Source organism: Sinorhizobium mexicanum (genome assembly GCF_013488225.1).
Lineage (GTDB): Bacteria > Pseudomonadota > Alphaproteobacteria > Rhizobiales > Rhizobiaceae > Sinorhizobium > Sinorhizobium mexicanum.
In genome coordinates, this window is sequence record NZ_CP041238.1 from 1 (window position 1) to 16,724 (window position 16,724).

Sequence of the window (16,724 nt, forward strand, 5' to 3'; positions counted from 1 at the left end):
CCGCGGTTCTCCAATCTATAATAAAACTGAATTTAAAAAGGTTTCTATTTCTTAGAGTCGGTGGCTATCAAGGATTAAAATCAATCCGCAATTCATCCAGTGGTCCTGCTACGGGCGTGTGATGAATGGAGAAGAAAACCGGCTCGGTGAAAAAGACCAGGGAGAAAGCGGAAAACGTCGAAGAATCCGCGCCTTGCGCTATTCGCGAATTTCACGCTTCCTGTGGACAAACTGTCGATGAGCGTGACATTTTGTCGTCGCCATGAGTCTTGTCCACATGACGCGTTCGACGTTCTCCGGCTGGGTCAGGGATGTGAATAAGTCGGCGTTTTTCCACTTGCCTGGATAGCCGCCGCGCCGTTAGCTGTTTCTGTCCCGGCCTATCAACAGCCCCCGGAGAATTGCGTGGAGAACCGAAAAAACTATTTCCACCTGCACCTCGTCTCCGATTCGACGGGCGAGACGCTGATTGCTGCGGGACGCGCGGCCGCGGCGCAGTTCCAGTCGTCCCATGCGCTGGAGCATGTTTATCCGCTGATCCGGAACCGGAAGCAGCTCATGCAGGTGCTGGACGCGATCGACGGTGCGCCGGGCATCGTTCTTTATACGATCGTCGACCGCGAGCTTGCCGACGTCATCGATCAGCGTTGCCGCGAGATCGGTGTGCCCTGCGTCTCCGTGCTCGATCCGATCATCGATCTGTTTCAATCCTATCTCGGCTCGCCGTCCCGCCGCCGGTCGGGCGCGCAACATGTAATGGATGCGGAATATTTTGCCCGGATCGAGGCGCTGAACTTCACCATGGACCATGACGACGGCCAGATGCCGGCGGATTTCGACGAGGCCGACGTCGTTCTCGTCGGCGTAAGTCGCACATCGAAGACGCCGACGAGCATCTATCTTGCCAATCGCGGTATAAAGACGGCAAACATCCCGATCGTGCCCGGGGTACCGCTACCGGACGGCCTGCTCAGCGCGACGAAACCGCTGGTCGTCGGGCTCATCGCGACAGCCGACAGGATCTCGCAAGTGCGCCAGCACCGGCTGCTCGGATCGACCCAGACCTTCCACGGCCAGGAATATACAGACCGGGCGTCGATCGCCGAGGAGTTGAAATATGCCCGCTCGCTCTGCGCGCGTAACAATTGGCCAATGATCGACGTGACGCGCCGCTCGATCGAGGAAACCGCCGCGGCGATCGTTGCCCTGCGTCCGCGGCTCAGATAGAGCGAAACGACGTATCCGGGATGGAAGAATGACGACTACCCTTGTATTGGCTTCCGCCAGTCCATTTCGCCGCGCCCTCCTGCAAAACGCAGGACTTGCGTTTCAGGCGAGGGCCGCCGAAGTAGACGAGCGGGCATTGGAGCAGCCGCTCGAGGCAGCGGGTGCTTCCCCTGTCGATGTCGCGCTGGCCCTGGCCGAGGCCAAGGCAAAGGATGTCGCGCGGCATTTCGACAGTGCGCTCGTCATCGGCTCCGACCAGACGATGTCGCTCGGGTCGCGTGTCTATCACAAGCCCAAGGATATGGCGGAGGCCGCCGACCACCTCCTGTCGCTGTCCGCCAAGACGCACAGCCTGAACAGCGCGGTCGTTCTTGTCCGTGACGGCGAAGTCGTCTGGCGCCACGTTTCCTCGGCCCACATGACTGTCCGCCCGCTCAGTCGCGGTTTTATCGAACGGCACCTTGCAAGGGTTGGCGAGAAGGCGCTTGCCAGCGTCGGCGCCTATCAGCTTGAAGGCGAGGGCATCCAGCTCTTCGAAAAGATCGAAGGCGATTATTTTACGATCCTCGGCTTGCCGATGCTGCCGCTGCTTTCCAAACTCCGTGACCTGGGCTCGATCGATGCGTGATTCACGTGAAACATTTGTTAACCATGCCTTCGTCACCGGGTTCCCGGTGAAGCATTCGCGCTCGCCGCTGATCCACGGCTATTGGCTGAAACAGCTGGGAATCGCTGGCAGCTACCGGGCCCATGAAGTCTCGCCGGAAGATTTCCCGGATTTCATGCGTCGATTGAAAAGCGGTGCTGCCGGTTTCTGCGGCGGCAACGTCACCATTCCGCACAAGGAGGCAGCTTTCCGTCTTTCCGATCGCCCGGACAAACTGAGTGCCGAGCTCGGCGCTGCCAACACCTTGTGGGTTGAAGGCGGAGAGATTTGTGCAACGAACACCGACGGGCAAGGCTTCGTCGCCAACCTCGACGAGCGCGCGAAAGGGTGGGACCGCATTTCGACCGCCGTTGTTCTCGGCGCCGGCGGTGCCAGCCGTGCCGTCATCCAAGCGGTTCGTGACCGCGGCATCAAGGCAATTCACGTCGTAAACCGGACGCCGGCCAGGGCACAGGAACTGGCGGATCGTTTTGGCGCGGCTGTTCACGCGCACCCGCTCGGGGCGTTGTCCGAGGTGATGGCCGGTGCGGGGCTCTTCATCAACACAACCTCGCTTGGCATGGATGGCGAACCGGCGCCGGATATCGACTTCTCGATGATGGCGAAGGAAGCGGTCGTCACGGACATTGTCTATGTGCCGCTGAAGACGCCGTTGCTGCGCCAGGCCGAAGAGCAGGGCTTTGCGATTGTCGATGGGCTTGGCATGCTGTTGCATCAGGCCGTGCCCGGATTCGAAAAGTGGTTCGGCCGTCGGCCAGTCGTCGATGACACGCTTCGGCAGATCATCATTCGCGATATGGATAGTCACAAATGATCATTGTCGGCCTCACGGGATCGATCGGAATGGGCAAGTCGACCGCGGCGCAGATGTTCCGTGAGCTCGGCGTTCCCGTGAACGATGCCGACGAGGTCGTCCATGAGCTCTATCGTGGCGAGGCCGTGGCGCCGGTCGAGGCGGCGTTTCCCGGGGTGGTGAAGGATGGCGTCATCGACCGGGCCGAACTCTCGCGGCAGCTTCTCGCCGCGCCGGAGCGCCTTTCCGAACTGGAGCAGATCGTCCATCCGCTCGTTCGCGCCAGAGAGAGGGAATTTATTGCCTCCCACCGGGCTGCCGGTGCCCCCTTTGTCGTCCTCGATATACCGTTGCTCTTCGAGACGAAAGCGGAAGGACGCGTCGATCAGGTCGTGGTCGTGACCTGCGCGCCCGAAATACAGCGCGAACGGGTGATGAAGCGGCCGGGAATGACGGCGGAAAAATTCGCGATGATCCTCGCGCGCCAAGTGCCCGACAGCGAAAAGCGCGCACGGGCGGATCACATCATCGACACGAGCGACAGTTTTGATGTCACGCGCGGGCAGATCCGGTCGGTCGTCGACCGATTGCGCTCGAGCTAGGGCGTGGATGGGCGGCCTCAACCCTGGTTTTTCGCCCACACAATGGTCCAAGTTGCTAGTATTCACTCGCGTGGGATTGATTCGCTCCGATCCAGCGTGACCCGGGAGAGACTGCATGCGTGAAATCATTTTCGACACGGAAACGACCGGCCTCGACAGCCGCGACGATCGCGTGATCGAAATCGGCGGCGTCGAGCTCGAGAACCAGTTTCCGACAGGGCGCACCCTGCATCTCTACATCAATCCGGGCGACCGCAAGGTTCATCCGGATGCCTTGGCCGTTCACGGGATCACCGACGAGTTCCTCAAGGACAAGCCGAGCTTTGCCGATGTCGCCGACCAGATCCTCGACTTCTTCGGCGGCGCGCGCTGGGTAGCACACAACGCGACGTTCGATATCAGCTTCATCAATGCTGAATTTGGCCGTTTGGGTCTTCCGTCAGTGGCCGGCGAACACGTGACGGACACGCTTGCGCTTGCCAGGCGAAAACATCCGATGGGCCCGAATTCGCTCGATGCTCTCTGCCGCCGGTATGGCATCGACAATTCCCACCGCGCCAAGCACGGCGCGCTGCTCGACTCGGAACTGCTCGCGGAAGTCTACATCGAGATGATCGGCGGCCGACAGGCGGCGCTCGGCCTTGTGACGAGCGTGGCCGGGGGCCAGACGCTTGAAGCGGAGGACGGGCCGATCATCGTCCTTGAGAGACCGAGACCCTTGCCCGCCCGGTTGACCGAGGTCGAGATCGCGGCGCATGCCGCGCTCATCGCCAAGATCGGCACCAAGGCAATCTGGTCGAAATACGAGCGCTGAAAATAAAAAAGACCCGGCGAAAACCGGGCCTTTTCTAAAGCGGTGAAGCAATTCCAGGAAAAGTGTGTAGCCGTTTTCCGTCCGGAATTGCGTCGTCCAAAGAGTTCGATGGCCGATCAGTTGGCCGTGTCGTTGCTGTTGGCGACCTGAGTGCGGACCTTTTCTTCAGCCATGCGCTGCGCGAACATCTGGGCGAAATCGATTGGGTCGATCATCAGCGGCGGGAAGCCGCCGTTGCGGGTCGCGTCGGCGACGATCTGGCGCGCAAACGGGAAGAGCAGCCGCGGGCACTCGATGAAGAGCAGCGGCAGCATGTGTTCCTGCGGGAAGCCGGAAACGCGGAACACGCCGCCATAGGCGAGTTCGACGTTGAACAGAACCTTGTCGCCGTCCTTTGCTTCCGCGTTCAGCGAAAGAACGACGTCAAAATCGTTCTCGGCGAGCGGATTGGCGTTGACGTTGACATTGATGTTGATCGACGGTGCTCGCTCGCGAGCCTGCAGAGAACGCGGCGCACCGGGATTCTCGAAGGAAAGATCCTTGACATACTGGGCCAGGATATTGAGGGCAGGGCTTTGCTGGGCGCCGCCGTTGCCATTGGATGCGGTATCAGTCGTCATAAGAGTTTCCTCGGACTTCAAATCGGTGAGGCCATCTAACATTTCGGACTTGGGCTTACAACCCTTGCCAGCCGGGCCCTTTTTGGGGGAGCGGGCACGCGATTTTCGCGCTTTCCCGTAGCTCTGCGGCACGCATTATAACCCTGTTGCCGCGGAAATGGGCCAAAAGCGCGAAGCAGCCTCCCGCCTGCTATCGTTCTTGATTTCTACCGGGAAATCCGATTCGTGGGCGAGGACCCGTCGTCATCCTTCTTCTCGCGGGAGAATTCGTCCTCGTCCAGGTCGATGACGCGCGGTCCGGTGCGCCCTTCGCGCCCGCCAGGACCCGAGCGGTAGAAACCGGTTCCGGCCGTCACTATAGTCATTCTTGTCTGCAGGAATGTGGCGACGGCACGCCTTACCGGCGGCAGGAACAGGATGAGGCCGATGATGTCGCTGATGAAGCCCGGCACGATCAGGAGGATCGCTGCGACGAAGACCAGCGCGCCCTCGAGCACCTCGCGGCCCGGGTCACGTCCGGCGCGAGCGGACTCCTGCACACGGCGAAACACCTCGAAACCCTGGATTCGCAATAGCGCAATACCGACCGCGCCGCTCAGGAATACAAGGAGCAGCGTCATCAACAACCCGACTTCGCGACCGACGATGACGAAGCCGGCGATTTCCGCGAGCGGCAGCCCGAGGATGACGAGTGGCAGGATCAGGGAACGCATCGATGACGCTCGCCAGAAGATTCGTGCAATTGGTTGGCCTCCGGTTTAAGGGTGCGACATCGCCATTTGAATGGTTTATCCTTGCGGACTATATGGGATAGTAAGAGAAATTCTAACAGCGGTTCCGGGTGGAAATGGGCTCTTTCGACTTCATCACGTTTTTTTTCCTGATCGCTGCCGTGGTCATCTTTCTGCAGTTGCGCAGCGTTCTGGGGCGCCGTACCGGCAATGAACGCCAGCCTTTCGATCCATATTCGCCGCGCGAGGTGAGCAAGGGGCCGGAAAGCGCCGACAACGGCAAGGTCGTGCAGCTTCCCCGCCGCGAAAGTGCCGCCGAAGACGAGTCCCGCTACGCAGCCATCGATACCTTCGCCAAGGTCGGCACGCCCTTGAACGGCCAGCTCAGGGCCTTGAGCGACGCCGACCGCAGCTTCAGTCCGGAGGATTTCGTCAACGGCGCCAAGATGGCCTACGAGATGATCGTGATGGCTTTCGCCGATGGCGACCGCAAGACGCTGAAGGGACTTCTGTCGCGCGAAGTCTATGAGGGCTTCGATTCTGCCATTGCCGAACGGGAGGCCAAGGGCGAGGTCGTCAAGTCGACCTTTGTCGGCATCGAGAAGGCCGACATCACCCATGCCGAGATCAAGGACAACGAGGAAAACATCACCGTCCGGATCATCAGCCAGTTGATCTCCGCCACCTACGACAAGCAGGGCAAACTGATCGACGGCGATGCCGACTCCGTTGCCGAAGTGAATGACCTCTGGACTTTCTCGCGCGATATCCGATCGCGCGATCCGAACTGGAAACTGATCGCTACAGAATCGGAAAACTGAGGCGATCATGGCCTTTCAGCTCGAGCCGGTCGCCTTTTCCGAATTGCCCGGCTGGCAGTCGGACGATCCGACACCCGTTATCGCCGCTCTTCGCCGCTGCCATCACCACGTCACCACGACGAAACCCTACAAGACAGGCTCGCTCGGCATTTCCGTGGCCGACCTGTTGCCCGCTTTCGAGGCCGCCCGCGCGCAGGTTTCCGATGCGACGGCGGCGCGCGCCTTCTTCGAGGAGCGGTTTCTTCCGTTCAGGGTTCGAACCGGCGAGGGCGGTACGGGGTTCGTTACCGCTTTTTACGAACCGGAAATCGAGGTCCGTGCCGAACCGGACGAGATTTTTCGCTTCCCTTTCTACCGTCGGCCCGCCGATTTGATCGACATCGACGACGGCAACCGGCCGGAAGCCATGGATCCGTATTTCGCCTTTGGGCGCCTTCGCGGCGACAGGATCGAGGAGTATCCGGATCGCGAGGCGATCGAGCGGGGCCTGCTCGCGGGGCACGGGCTTGAGATTGCCTATGCCCGGTCGAAGGTCGACGTCTTTTTTGTTCATGTCCAGGGTGCGGCCCGGCTCGTCTATCCGGACGGATCGCGTCGCCGCATCACCTATGCGGCAAAGACCGGGCATCGCTTTTCCGCAATCGGAAAGCTGCTGATCGATCGCGGCGAGATCGAAGCCGCGACTGTGTCGATGGCCAGCATCCGCGCCTGGCTTGCGGCGCATCCCGAAAAGGTGGACGAGATCCTGTGGCACAATCGCTCCTTCATCTTTTTCCGCGAGGCGACGGTAGACGATGACGACCTCGGCCCGGTTGCTGCGGCCAAGGTGCCGCTGGAGCCCGGTCGATCGCTCGCGGTCGATCGGCTGATCCATACGTTCGGCGTCCCCTTCTATGTCGCCAGCGAGACCCTTACCCATCTCGATGGCGGACGCTCGTTCGCGCGTCTGATGCTCGCGCTGGACACCGGCTCGGCGATCGTCGGCCCCGCCCGCGGAGACATCTTCACCGGTTCCGGCGTTGAGGCGGGCAATCTGGCGGGATCGGTCCGCAATGCCGCGGACTTCTTCATCTTCGTTCCCCGAACGGCGGCGGCCAGATACCACCATGGCTAGGGAAAAGAAGCTTTCGCCCGAGGATCGCATTCTTTGGGGGAAGGTCGCACGGACGACCCGGCCGATGCCCGGCCGTATCGATGATCTCGCGGATCTGCTTGCCGAGGATCAGGAGGTTGCGCCTGCCGCGCCGGATTCGCCGAAGGTTGCGGCAGCCCCTCCTGAAAAAGCCGAACCGGGCTTTGCGCTGAGCAGTGGCAAGGCCGAGCGCCGTCACCATCCGCTTGAAAGACCGGTGAAGCGCAAGCTCGCAAAGGGCCGGCTGGCGCTGGAAGCGCGGATCGACCTGCACGGCATGATCCAGAGCGAAGCGCATGGCCTGCTTTTGCAGTTTCTGCTGAAGGCGCACGAGCGCGGCCTTCGCCACGTCCTGGTCATCACCGGCAAGGGCACGTCGCTCGGAAGCGACGGTGCGTTGAAGCGGGCGGTGCCGCTCTGGTTTTCGCTTCCGGAGTTTCGTTCGCTGATCTCGTCCTACGAGCCGGCGTCGCGGAACCATGGGGGCGAGGGCGCGCTCTATGTCCGCCTGGCGCGCGCCAAGGGAAGCGCGATATGACGCCCTTTGGCGAGGCCATGCGCGAACTGCGACGCAGAAAGGGTGTGTCGCAAAAGCAGATGGCGGCGGCGATCGGCGTTTCCGCGGCCTACCTTTCGGCGCTCGAGCATGGCAAACGCGGTGCGCCGAGCTTCGACTTTCTTCAGCGGGTCGCCGGCTATTTCAATGTGATCTGGGATGAGGCGGACGAGCTCTTTCGGATCGCCGATATTTCCGATCCGAAGGTGGTGCTGGACACGTCCGGCCTGCCGCCCGGCCACACCGCATTTGCCAACCGGCTGAGCGGGCGGATACGCGGTTTGTCGCAAGAGACGATCAGGGCGCTGGAAGATATTTTGGAAAAAGCCACAATTCCTGATAATGACAGGGGATGAAAGCCTGTTCCCGACCGCCAGGCGCGGTCCGGGATTTGGAAGCCGTGGACAAATTTCCTATAGTCCGTAAGGCCTCCGCGCTGTGATTCGCACCGAATCACGACGTCCGCAACCTGGAAAGACCTGAAGCCGAATGACCGATTTTCCTGAGACCGAAGCCGGCGCCATCGCCGAATATGGTGCCGATTCCATCAAGGTGCTGAAAGGGCTCGATGCCGTCCGCAAGCGGCCGGGCATGTATATCGGCGATACCGACGATGGCTCCGGTCTGCACCATATGGTCTATGAGGTCGTCGACAATGCCATCGACGAAGCGCTGGCCGGTCATGCCGATATCGTTACGGTGACCCTCAATCCCGAGGGTTCGGTAACGGTCACCGACAACGGCCGCGGCATTCCGACCGATATTCACAGGGAGGAAGGCGTGTCCGCCGCCGAGGTCATCATGACCCAGCTTCACGCCGGCGGAAAATTCGACCAGAATTCCTACAAGGTCTCGGGCGGCCTGCATGGTGTTGGCGTTTCGGTCGTCAATGCGCTCTCGACGTCCCTGAAGCTCAAGATCCGCCGCGGCGGCAAGATCCACGAGATGAGCTTCACCCACGGGGTTGCCGACGGTCCGCTCCAAGTGACGGGCGATGCCGGCACCGACACCGGCACGGAGGTCACCTTCCTGCCCAGCGAGCAGACCTTCTCGAACGTCGAGTTCGAATACACGACGCTCGAGCATCGCCTGCGCGAACTCGCCTTCCTGAATTCCGGCGTGCGTATCGTACTCACCGACAAGCGGCATTCAGACATCCGCCGCGATGAGATGATGTATGAAGGCGGGCTGGAGGCGTTCGTCGCCTATCTCGACCGCGCCAAGAAGCCGCTTGTGCACAGCCCGGTCTCGATCCGCGGCGAGAAGGACGGCATCACGGTTGAAGTGGCGATGTGGTGGAACGACAGCTACCACGAAAACGTGCTCTGCTTCACCAACAACATCCCGCAGCGTGACGGCGGCACCCATATGGCCGGCTTCCGCGGCGCGCTGACGCGCCAGGTGACGTCCTACGCGGAGTCGTCCGGGATAACCAAGAAGGAAAAGGTCACGCTTCAGGGCGAAGATTGCCGCGAGGGACTGACAGCCGTGCTGTCCGTCAAGGTGCCCGATCCGAAGTTCTCGTCGCAGACCAAGGACAAGCTCGTATCGTCCGAAGTCCGGCCCGTGGTCGAGAGCCTGGTCAACGAAGCGTTGAATTCCTGGTTCGAGGAGCATCCGAGCGAAGCCAAGGTTCTCGTCGGCAAGGTCGTCGAGGCGGCGGCGGCCCGCGAAGCGGCGCGCAAGGCGCGCGAGCTCACCCGCCGCAAGGGCGCGCTCGACATTTCATCGCTGCCCGGCAAGCTCGCCGACTGTTCCGAACGCGATCCGGCCAAGTCGGAACTGTTCCTGGTCGAGGGCGACTCGGCAGGCGGTTCGGCCAAGCAGGGCCGTTCGCGGGAAAGCCAGGCGATCTTGCCGCTGCGCGGCAAGATCCTCAACGTCGAGCGCGCGCGCTTCGACAAGATGCTGTCGAGTCAGGAAATCGGCACGCTGATCACGGCGCTCGGCACCTCGATCGGCAAGGACGAGTTCAATGCCGACAAGCTGCGCTACCACAAGATCATCATCATGACGGATGCCGACGTCGACGGCGCCCACATCCGCACGCTGCTGCTCACCTTCTTCTTCCGGCAGATGCCGGAACTGATCGAGCGGGGGCACCTCTATATCGCCCAGCCGCCGCTCTATAAGGTGACGCGCGGCAAGTCCACGCAGTACCTGAAGGACGAGAAGGCGCTCGAAGATTACCTGATCAGCATGGGTCTCGAGGAAGCCTCGCTCGCGCTCGCGACCGGCGAGGTGAGAGCCGGGCAGGACCTGCGCGAAGTCATCAACGACGCGCTGCGCGTGCGTTCGCTGATGGACGGGCTGCATTCCCGCTACAACCGGGCGATCGTCGAGCAGGCCGCCATCGCCGGTGCTCTGAATGTCGAACTGAATGGTCGCCGCGATGAATACCAGGACGTGGCGGCGGAAGTAGCGCGACGCCTCGACGTCATCGCCGAGGAGACCGAGCGCGGCTGGGTCGGGACGGTCACCGCGGAAGGCGGCTTGAGGCTCGAGCGCATGGTTCGCGGCGTCAAGGAAGTCGCGGTGCTCGACATGGCGCTGATCGGCTCCTCCGATGCCCGCCACATCGATCAGCTGACGGCCAAGCTGAAGGAAGTCTATGCCGAGCCACCGGTGCTGCGCCGCCGTGACGGCACCCAGGACATCAGCGGACCGCGTGCTCTGCTCGACGCGATCTTCGCGGCGGGTCGCAAGGGCCTCTCGATGCAGCGCTACAAGGGTCTCGGCGAGATGAACGCCGAGCAGCTCTGGGAAACGACGCTCGATCCGAACGTCCGTTCGCTGCTCCAGGTGAAGGTTTCCGATGCGACAGACGCCGACGGTCTGTTCTCGCGGCTGATGGGCGACGAGGTGGAGCCGCGACGCGATTTCATCCAGGAAAACGCGCTGAGCGTCGCCAATCTGGATATCTGATAAGCTTGATTGCGGGATCGCAAAATCGCCGGCGCCGAAAGGCGCCGGTTTTCTTTTGTGTGATCAGTCGGCTTTGAACCGGCCTTCGAAAACGAAGTCGGCAAGCGGTTTGCGCTGGCTCGGCTTTTCCCGCTCGCGCAGATCGTCCGGCAGCGTCGACGGGTCGGCAAGTCTGCCGATCGCGACGGCAGCTTCTACCCGATAATGCTCCGGCACGCCGAGCACGCGCATGGCCTTGTCCCGATCGATCCCCGCCATCCCATGCGCGTACAGACCGGCAAGTCGCGTCTGCAGCGCGAGCGCGAACCATGCGGCACCGGTGTCAAAGGCGTGGGTGTAGGCGGGGCGCATCTCGCCGTTCGACGTAAGCCTGTGGGTCTTTGAAAGAATGATCACGATCGCCGAGGCATTTTTCGCCCAGCGCTGATTGCTTTCGTCGAGGATGTCGAGCAACGACGCAAAGTGCTCGGTGCCGCGCCGGGCATAGACGAAGCGCCAAGGCTGGACGTTGGCCGCCGAAGGCGCCCAGCGGGCCGCCTCAAAAAGGCCAAGCAGATCCTTTTCGCTGATTTCCTCGCCGGTAAAGGCGCGCGGCGACCAGCGCTCCAGGAAGATCGAGTGGATCGGGTGGTCGGCTCTTCTATGGTTGATTTCTGTCACGAACGAACATCCTTATTGCGCGTGAATCCTCTTGGGGTATCCCGACGTTCCAATGGTGGCCGGGAGGGCGGATTCGGCGTCACGCTACAAAAGTTCCAGCATTGATGGAACTGCAACATGAGTATGGGAGGGAACGATGGACGAAGCGACCTTCAGGCATTGGTCGGCCAAGGCGGCGGAATGGGGTGTGGAGTACCGGCAATCGCTTCGGGATCACCCCGTCCGGGCGCAGACGACTGCCGGCGAGATAGCCGGCCAAATCGCGCAATCTCCTCCCGAAGTCGGTGAGGCCATGGAGCGGATCTTCGAGGATTTCGAGACGATCATCATGCCCGGCATGACTCATTGGCAGCACCCGCGTTTCTTTGCCTATTTCCCTGCCAATGCCGCGCCCGTTTCCGTCGTCGCTGAATATCTTGTCACCGCGGTTGCGGCGCAATGCATGCTCTGGCAGACCTCGCCGGCGGCGACCGAGCTCGAGACGAAGATGCTCGATTGGCTGCGGCAGGCGATCGGCCTTCCGGCGGCCTTTTCCGGCGTCATCCAGGATTCGGCCTCCTCCGCCACACTCTCTGCCGTCCTTGTGATGCGGGAAAGGGCTCTCGCCTGGAACGGCAATCGCACAGGGCTCGCCGCCAATCCCAGGATCCGCATCTATTCCTCCGATCAGGTCCACACCTCGATCGATCGTGCCATCTGGGTGAGCGGCATAGGCGAAGAGAACCTCGTCCGCATACCGACCGCCGGTGAGCTTCGGGGAATGGATTGTACTGCCCTTGCAGCGGCAATCGAGGCGGATCGCAACGCGGGCTATATTCCGGCGGGCATCATCGCCTGCACCGGCGGCACCAGCACAGGCGCCTGCGATGAGATTGCCGAAGTCGTCCGCGTCGCGAGAGAACACGGGCTCTACGTCCATGTGGATGCTGCCTGGGCGGGCTCGGCGATGATCTGCGAGGAATTCCGCGAGCTCTGGGAGGGTGTCGAGGGCGCCGATTCGGTCGTCTTCAACCCGCACAAGTGGCTCGGTGCCCAGTTCGACTGTTCCGCCCATTTCGTCCGCAGCCCGGACGATCTGGTCCGCACGCTGGCAATCCAGCCGGAATATCTGAAGACGCACGGGCAGGACGGGATTATCAACTATTCCGAATGGTCCGTGCCGCTCGGGCGGCGCTTCCGGGCGCTGAAGCTGTGGTTCCTGCTGCGCTTCCACGGGCTGTCCGGACTGAGGCAGATGATCCGCAACCATGTACGCTGGTCGGAGGCGCTCGCCGAGCGTTTGCGGAACGAACCGGGCTTCGAAATCGTTACTGAACCGGTCCTGTCTCTCTTTTCGTTTCGACATGCCGGCGGCTCCGATGCCGACGCCCATAACCTCGCCCTGGTGAAGGCGATCAACGATGACGGCCGCATCTACCTGACGCAGACGCGTGTCGACGGGCGCATCGCCATCCGGTTTCAGGCGGGACAATTCAGCATGGCCGAGGAGGATGCAGAAACGGCGTTCAGGACCATTGTCGAGCTGGCGAAAAAAGTTGTATAAGTTCTGTAGACTTTTTCCGAGGAAGGACGCGCCATGAACTTGAAAGATCCGTCGCTGTTTCGCCAGGCCGCTCTCGTGGGTGAAAACTGGATCGAAGCCGACCCAAAAAACGCGATCGAGGTGAACAACCCGGCGACCGGCGAGATCATCGGCCGTGTCCCGAAACTCGGCGCCGCCGAGACGCGGGCTGCGATCGAGACCGCCGCACGGGCGCAAAAGGAATGGGCGGCGAAGACCGCCAAGGAGCGCGCGGACGTCCTGCGCCGCTGGTTCGAGTTGATGATCGAAAACAAGGACGATCTCGGCCGGATCCTGACACTCGAGCAGGGCAAGCCGCTCGCGGAAGCGACCGGCGAGATCGTCTATGGCGCAAGCTTCATCGAGTGGTTCGCCGAAGAGGCGCGTCGCGTCTATGGCGACCTTGTGCCCGGCCACCAGAAGGACAAGCGCATCCTGGTGATGAAGCAGCCAATCGGCGTCGTCGCCGCGATCACGCCATGGAACTTCCCGAACGCGATGATCACCCGCAAGGCTGGTCCCGCCTTTGCGGCCGGTTGCGCCATGGTGCTGAAGCCGGCCGGGCAGACGCCCTTCTCCGCGATCGCCATCGCGGTGCTCGCAGAGCGCGCCGGCATGCCGAAGGGCCTCTTTTCCGTCATCACCGGCTCGGCACGCGACATCGGCGCCGAAATGACCTCCAACCCGACAGTCCGCAAGCTGACCTTCACCGGTTCCACGGAGGTCGGCGCCGAGCTCTACCGCCAGAGCGCCGGCACGATCAAGAAGCTCGGCCTGGAACTCGGCGGCAATGCGCCCTTCATCGTTTTTGATGACGCCGATCTCGATGCAGCCGTCGAGGGCGCGCTGATCGCGAAGTTCCGCAACAACGGCCAGACGTGCGTCTGCGCCAACCGAATCTATGTTCAGGACGGCGTCTACGAGGCCTTCTCCGAGAAGCTTGCCGCTGCGGTTGGCAAGCTGAAGACCGGCAACGGCATGGAGGAGGGCGTCATTCTTGGTCCGCTGATCGACCAGCCGGCGCTCGCCAAGGTCGAGGAGCATGTGGCCGATGCGCTTGCCAAGGGCGCTCGCGTCGTCCAGGGCGGCCGACGCCACGCTCTCGGAGGCACGTTCTTCGAGGCGACGGTGCTCGCCGATGTCACGCAGGGCATGGCGGTCGCGCGGGAAGAGACTTTTGGGCCGGTCGCGCCGCTCTTCCGCTTCAAGCACGAGGCAGACGTCATCCACCAGGCGAATGACACCGAATTCGGCCTCGCCTCCTATTTCTACGCCAAGGACCTGGCTCGCGTCTTCCGCGTCGCGGAAGCGCTGGAATACGGCATGGTCGGCGTCAACACCGGCCTGATCTCGACCACCGAGGCGCCCTTTGGCGGCGTCAAGCTTTCCGGCCTTGGCCGTGAGGGCTCGAAATACGGCATCGAAGAGTTCATGGAGATCAAATACGTCTGCCTCGGCGGCATCGCCTGAGGTAACGGCTCTCCCGTGCTCCAATCCGACCGGCCGGAAAGTTCTGGCCGGTTTTTTCTTTTGCCGGTAAGACGTTACCGACTCGATACTAATGAGAAGAATGCGAACTGCCCCTCACCCCCAGCCCTCTCCCCGTTCGCGGGGGAGAGGGTGTCTTGTGGCGAAGGCGTGCCGCGTGTCCCTTCTCCCCGCCTGCGGGGAGAAGGTGGCGGCAGCCGGATGAGGGGCAGATTGCGGCCAGCCGATCCGGAAAAGACAGGAGAGCGATCAATGCCCGCCCCGAAAAACCCCTTTAAAGCGGCGATCCGCGAAAATCGTTTCCAGCTCGGCCTGTGGGTGGCGCTGGCGAGCCCCTACGCCGCCGAAGTCGTGGCTGACAGTGGCTACGATTGGCTGCTGATCGACGGCGAACACGCGCCGAACGATCTGCCGCTTCTTTCGGCGCAGTTCCGCGCGATCTCCGGGCGCGGCAGCCATCCGATCGTTCGTCTTCCCGTCGGCGATACGGCGCTTATCAAGCAGGCGCTCGACACTGGCGTTCAGACGCTGCTCATCCCGATGGTCGATAGCGTCGAGCAGGCGCAGCAATTGGTCCGCGCCGTCCGTTATCCGCCGCACGGCATTCGCGGCGTCGGCGCCGCGCTTGGCCGTGCCTCGAATTTCGGGCGGATTGGCGACTATCTGAAGACCGCCAACGAGGAGATCTGCCTCATCCTGCAGATCGAGAGCCGCAAGGGATTGGACGCAATCGATGAGATCGCTGCGCTCGATGGGGTCGACGGCCTCTTCATCGGTCCGGCCGACCTCGCCGCCGACATGGGCCACCTCGGCAACTCGGGTCATCCGGAAGTCCGGGCCGCCATCGTCGATGCTTTTGCGCGCATCAAGCGTGCCGGCAAGGCGCGCGGCATCATGACCCTCGATCTCGTCCAGGCACGTGATTATCGCGATCTCGGCGCCGATTTCATGGCCATCGGCACCGATGTCACGCTCCTCGTCAGCGCGACTGAGCGCCTGCGCGAGGAATTTTCAGGCGAGCAACAGACCTCGAGACCACCATCCGGCTACTGAGCGGCCCGCCGAGTTCTGCAAGCCTTTAGTCGGCTACGGAATTGATTGCAGCAACGTCTCCCGCGCCGATTTCAAATGCCGACGGCAAGCCTGGTCCACCTGCTTCGGGTCGCGCGACTGGAGTGCGGCGATATAGGCGAGATGCTCTTCGAGTGCGCGCGCATTGCGCTCCCGCGAGTTGGCCTTGTTCCACTGATAGTGATAGTGGAAGACGATCGCGATGATGTCGTAGAAATCGATGATGAAACGGTTGCTGGATGATTTATGCACCAGCAGGTGAAAGCGCTCGTCGAGCTCGGAGAATTCCTTGTAGCGTTTGTCGATATCGGCAAGGATCGCGCGGTGCACGGCCTCGATCGTCTTCAGCTCTTCCCAGGCCGGGTGGTCCTCCGGCAGGTCGACGAAACTCGCCGCGGACCTGAGCTCGAACATTTCCCGCACTTCCGTCAGTTCGAGCGCGAACTCGCGGGTAAAGCCCTTCAGCACCCAGTGGCTGTTCGGTCGCTTCTCGATCAGGCCGAAGCGGCTGAAGCGGATCAGGAACTCGCGCACGCTCGTCGTGCCGGTGCCGATTTCGCGCGCGAGTTCGAGCTCGTTGATCTGCATACCGGGTTCGGCGCCGCCGGCCAGAATCCGGCGCATGAAACTGCGTTCGATGATTTCCGCAAGCGAATTGGTCTCTTCCGTCGGAAAATAGTCGGAGGGTTCGGGACGGCGCAGCACGATTTTCCGGCGCTTGTCCCAGATGATCAGCTTGAGTTCCTCGCAGCGGGCGAGAATGGCGCGGACGGTGGTGCGGCTTACCCCGAGCACCTGCCCGAGTTCGGGCTCGGACGGCAGCGTGGAGGTCTCCGCCAAGAGCTTCAGGCAGCGATTGAAGGCATCCTTGAAAACGGTGTTCTGCTTCGCCATGGACGGTCCGGCCGGTTCCCTATTGCTGCGGGCATAGCCCGAAACTTGTTACTGATCTATCGCGCGGCGCGTCTTGCCGGATGTGGGGAACGGTTGCTTCGGCACTGTGAATTGCTGTGTCATCGGAAACCGTCCGAAGGAATCACGCTGTAGCCCGGGAGC

Annotated in this window: 18 protein-coding genes; 14 read left to right on the plus strand and 4 right to left on the minus strand. The window is 62.0% G+C overall.

Annotated elements, in window-relative coordinates; genetic code table 11:
- Positions 1 to 125 precede the first annotated feature (125 nt).
- The 6 genes from FKV68_RS00005 to dnaQ all read left to right on the plus strand — a co-directional run bounded on the left by FKV68_RS00005 (position 126) and on the right by dnaQ (position 4,103).
- On the plus strand, positions 126 to 266 hold the full coding sequence (locus FKV68_RS00005; protein ID WP_180939531.1) for a hypothetical protein: 141 nt from the start codon (positions 126 to 128) through the stop codon (positions 264 to 266).
- A 139-nt stretch (positions 267 to 405) separates the two neighbouring features.
- Positions 406 to 1,227: a pyruvate, water dikinase regulatory protein gene (locus FKV68_RS00010; RefSeq protein ID WP_180939532.1), complete on the plus strand. Its 822-nt coding sequence runs from the start codon at positions 406 to 408 to the stop codon at positions 1,225 to 1,227.
- 28 nt (positions 1,228 to 1,255) lie between these two features.
- Positions 1,256 to 1,855 carry a Maf-like protein gene (locus FKV68_RS00015; protein WP_180939533.1) on the plus strand — a complete coding sequence of 200 codons (600 nt, stop codon included), beginning with the start codon at positions 1,256 to 1,258 and terminating at the stop codon, positions 1,853 to 1,855.
- Entirely contained in the window at positions 1,848 to 2,708 is an 861-nt protein-coding gene (locus tag FKV68_RS00020; protein WP_180939534.1) for a shikimate dehydrogenase, read from the plus strand. Before FKV68_RS00015 ends, FKV68_RS00020 begins: the two co-directional genes overlap by 8 nt.
- Complete coding sequence (gene coaE, locus FKV68_RS00025) at positions 2,705 to 3,289, plus strand: dephospho-CoA kinase (RefSeq protein WP_180939535.1); 585 nt, start codon at positions 2,705 to 2,707, stop codon at positions 3,287 to 3,289. The genes FKV68_RS00020 and coaE overlap by 4 nt, the downstream gene beginning before the upstream one ends.
- Positions 3,290 to 3,404: 115 nt before the next feature.
- Entirely contained in the window at positions 3,405 to 4,103 is a 699-nt protein-coding gene (gene dnaQ / locus FKV68_RS00030) for a DNA polymerase III subunit epsilon (protein WP_180939536.1), read from the plus strand.
- 116 nt (positions 4,104 to 4,219) lie between these two features.
- On the opposite strand, the gene secB is transcribed toward dnaQ, so the two are convergent.
- Complete coding sequence (gene secB / locus FKV68_RS00035) at positions 4,220 to 4,723, minus strand: protein-export chaperone SecB (protein ID WP_180939537.1); 504 nt, start codon at positions 4,721 to 4,723, stop codon at positions 4,220 to 4,222.
- 206 nt (positions 4,724 to 4,929) lie between these two features.
- Positions 4,930 to 5,436 (minus strand): FxsA family protein, encoded by a 507-nt coding sequence (locus FKV68_RS00040; protein WP_180939538.1) that lies wholly within the window; start codon positions 5,434 to 5,436, stop codon positions 4,930 to 4,932.
- Between the two features lie 134 nt (positions 5,437 to 5,570).
- Between FKV68_RS00040 and FKV68_RS00045 the strand changes: the two genes are divergently transcribed.
- From FKV68_RS00045 to gyrB, 5 genes are all read left to right on the plus strand, one after another.
- Entirely contained in the window at positions 5,571 to 6,275 is a 705-nt protein-coding gene (locus FKV68_RS00045; protein WP_180939539.1) for a Tim44/TimA family putative adaptor protein, read from the plus strand.
- Positions 6,276 to 6,282: 7 nt separating this feature from the next.
- Positions 6,283 to 7,389: a murein transglycosylase A gene (mltA, locus tag FKV68_RS00050; protein WP_180939540.1), complete on the plus strand. Its 1,107-nt coding sequence runs from the start codon at positions 6,283 to 6,285 to the stop codon at positions 7,387 to 7,389.
- Entirely contained in the window at positions 7,382 to 7,945 is a 564-nt protein-coding gene (locus FKV68_RS00055; protein WP_180939541.1) for a Smr/MutS family protein, read from the plus strand. Before mltA ends, FKV68_RS00055 begins: the two co-directional genes overlap by 8 nt.
- Positions 7,942 to 8,319: a helix-turn-helix domain-containing protein gene (locus FKV68_RS00060; RefSeq protein WP_180939542.1), complete on the plus strand. Its 378-nt coding sequence runs from the start codon at positions 7,942 to 7,944 to the stop codon at positions 8,317 to 8,319. The genes FKV68_RS00055 and FKV68_RS00060 overlap by 4 nt, the downstream gene beginning before the upstream one ends.
- Positions 8,320 to 8,452: 133 nt before the next feature.
- The gene (gyrB, locus tag FKV68_RS00065) at positions 8,453 to 10,888 is read left to right on the plus strand and encodes a DNA topoisomerase (ATP-hydrolyzing) subunit B (RefSeq protein ID WP_180939543.1); all 2,436 of its coding nucleotides are present in this window, start codon (positions 8,453 to 8,455) and stop codon (positions 10,886 to 10,888) included.
- Positions 10,889 to 10,951: 63 nt separating this feature from the next.
- Here gyrB and FKV68_RS00070 read toward each other — a convergent pair whose 3' ends face one another.
- Positions 10,952 to 11,548 carry a nitroreductase family protein gene (locus FKV68_RS00070; RefSeq protein WP_180939544.1) on the minus strand — a complete coding sequence of 199 codons (597 nt, stop codon included), beginning with the start codon at positions 11,546 to 11,548 and terminating at the stop codon, positions 10,952 to 10,954.
- Positions 11,549 to 11,684: 136 nt separating this feature from the next.
- Between FKV68_RS00070 and FKV68_RS00075 the strand changes: the two genes are divergently transcribed.
- From FKV68_RS00075 to FKV68_RS00085, 3 genes are all read left to right on the plus strand, one after another.
- Positions 11,685 to 13,091: a pyridoxal phosphate-dependent decarboxylase family protein gene (locus FKV68_RS00075; protein ID WP_180939545.1), complete on the plus strand. Its 1,407-nt coding sequence runs from the start codon at positions 11,685 to 11,687 to the stop codon at positions 13,089 to 13,091.
- Positions 13,092 to 13,124: 33 nt separating this feature from the next.
- A complete protein-coding gene (gabD, locus tag FKV68_RS00080; RefSeq protein WP_180939546.1) occupies positions 13,125 to 14,579 on the plus strand; it encodes an NADP-dependent succinate-semialdehyde dehydrogenase in 1,455 nt (484 codons plus the stop codon).
- 270 nt (positions 14,580 to 14,849) lie between these two features.
- On the plus strand, positions 14,850 to 15,650 hold the full coding sequence (locus tag FKV68_RS00085) for an aldolase/citrate lyase family protein (RefSeq protein WP_180939547.1): 801 nt from the start codon (positions 14,850 to 14,852) through the stop codon (positions 15,648 to 15,650).
- A gap of 33 nt (positions 15,651 to 15,683) precedes the next feature.
- On the opposite strand, the gene FKV68_RS00090 is transcribed toward FKV68_RS00085, so the two are convergent.
- Complete coding sequence (locus FKV68_RS00090; protein ID WP_180939548.1) at positions 15,684 to 16,562, minus strand: GntR family transcriptional regulator; 879 nt, start codon at positions 16,560 to 16,562, stop codon at positions 15,684 to 15,686.
- Between the last annotated feature and the right edge of the window lie 162 nt (positions 16,563 to 16,724).

What these genes read in the sequence shown, in the direction of transcription:
- FKV68_RS00045 (WP_180939539.1), top strand. Translation starts at nt 5,571, where the DNA reads ATGGGCTCTTTCGACTTCATCACGTTTTTTTTCCTGATCGCTGCCGTG.
- mltA (WP_180939540.1), top strand. Translation starts at nt 6,283, where the DNA reads ATGGCCTTTCAGCTCGAGCCGGTCGCCTTTTCCGAATTGCCCGGCTGG.
- FKV68_RS00090 (WP_180939548.1), bottom strand. Translation starts at nt 16,562, where the DNA reads ATGGCGAAGCAGAACACCGTTTTCAAGGATGCCTTCAATCGCTGCCTG.
- FKV68_RS00040 (WP_180939538.1), bottom strand. Translation starts at nt 5,436, where the DNA reads ATGCGTTCCCTGATCCTGCCACTCGTCATCCTCGGGCTGCCGCTCGCG.
- FKV68_RS00055 (WP_180939541.1), top strand. Translation starts at nt 7,382, where the DNA reads ATGGCTAGGGAAAAGAAGCTTTCGCCCGAGGATCGCATTCTTTGGGGG.
- FKV68_RS00075 (WP_180939545.1), top strand. Translation starts at nt 11,685, where the DNA reads ATGGACGAAGCGACCTTCAGGCATTGGTCGGCCAAGGCGGCGGAATGG.
- FKV68_RS00015 (WP_180939533.1), top strand. Translation starts at nt 1,256, where the DNA reads ATGACGACTACCCTTGTATTGGCTTCCGCCAGTCCATTTCGCCGCGCC.
- FKV68_RS00005 (WP_180939531.1), top strand. Translation starts at nt 126, where the DNA reads ATGGAGAAGAAAACCGGCTCGGTGAAAAAGACCAGGGAGAAAGCGGAA.
- gyrB (WP_180939543.1), top strand. Translation starts at nt 8,453, where the DNA reads ATGACCGATTTTCCTGAGACCGAAGCCGGCGCCATCGCCGAATATGGT.
- gabD (WP_180939546.1), top strand. Translation starts at nt 13,125, where the DNA reads ATGAACTTGAAAGATCCGTCGCTGTTTCGCCAGGCCGCTCTCGTGGGT.
- FKV68_RS00085 (WP_180939547.1), top strand. Translation starts at nt 14,850, where the DNA reads ATGCCCGCCCCGAAAAACCCCTTTAAAGCGGCGATCCGCGAAAATCGT.
- FKV68_RS00060 (WP_180939542.1), top strand. Translation starts at nt 7,942, where the DNA reads ATGACGCCCTTTGGCGAGGCCATGCGCGAACTGCGACGCAGAAAGGGT.
- secB (WP_180939537.1), bottom strand. Translation starts at nt 4,723, where the DNA reads ATGACGACTGATACCGCATCCAATGGCAACGGCGGCGCCCAGCAAAGC.
- coaE (WP_180939535.1), top strand. Translation starts at nt 2,705, where the DNA reads ATGATCATTGTCGGCCTCACGGGATCGATCGGAATGGGCAAGTCGACC.
- dnaQ (WP_180939536.1), top strand. Translation starts at nt 3,405, where the DNA reads ATGCGTGAAATCATTTTCGACACGGAAACGACCGGCCTCGACAGCCGC.
- FKV68_RS00020 (WP_180939534.1), top strand. Translation starts at nt 1,848, where the DNA reads ATGCGTGATTCACGTGAAACATTTGTTAACCATGCCTTCGTCACCGGG.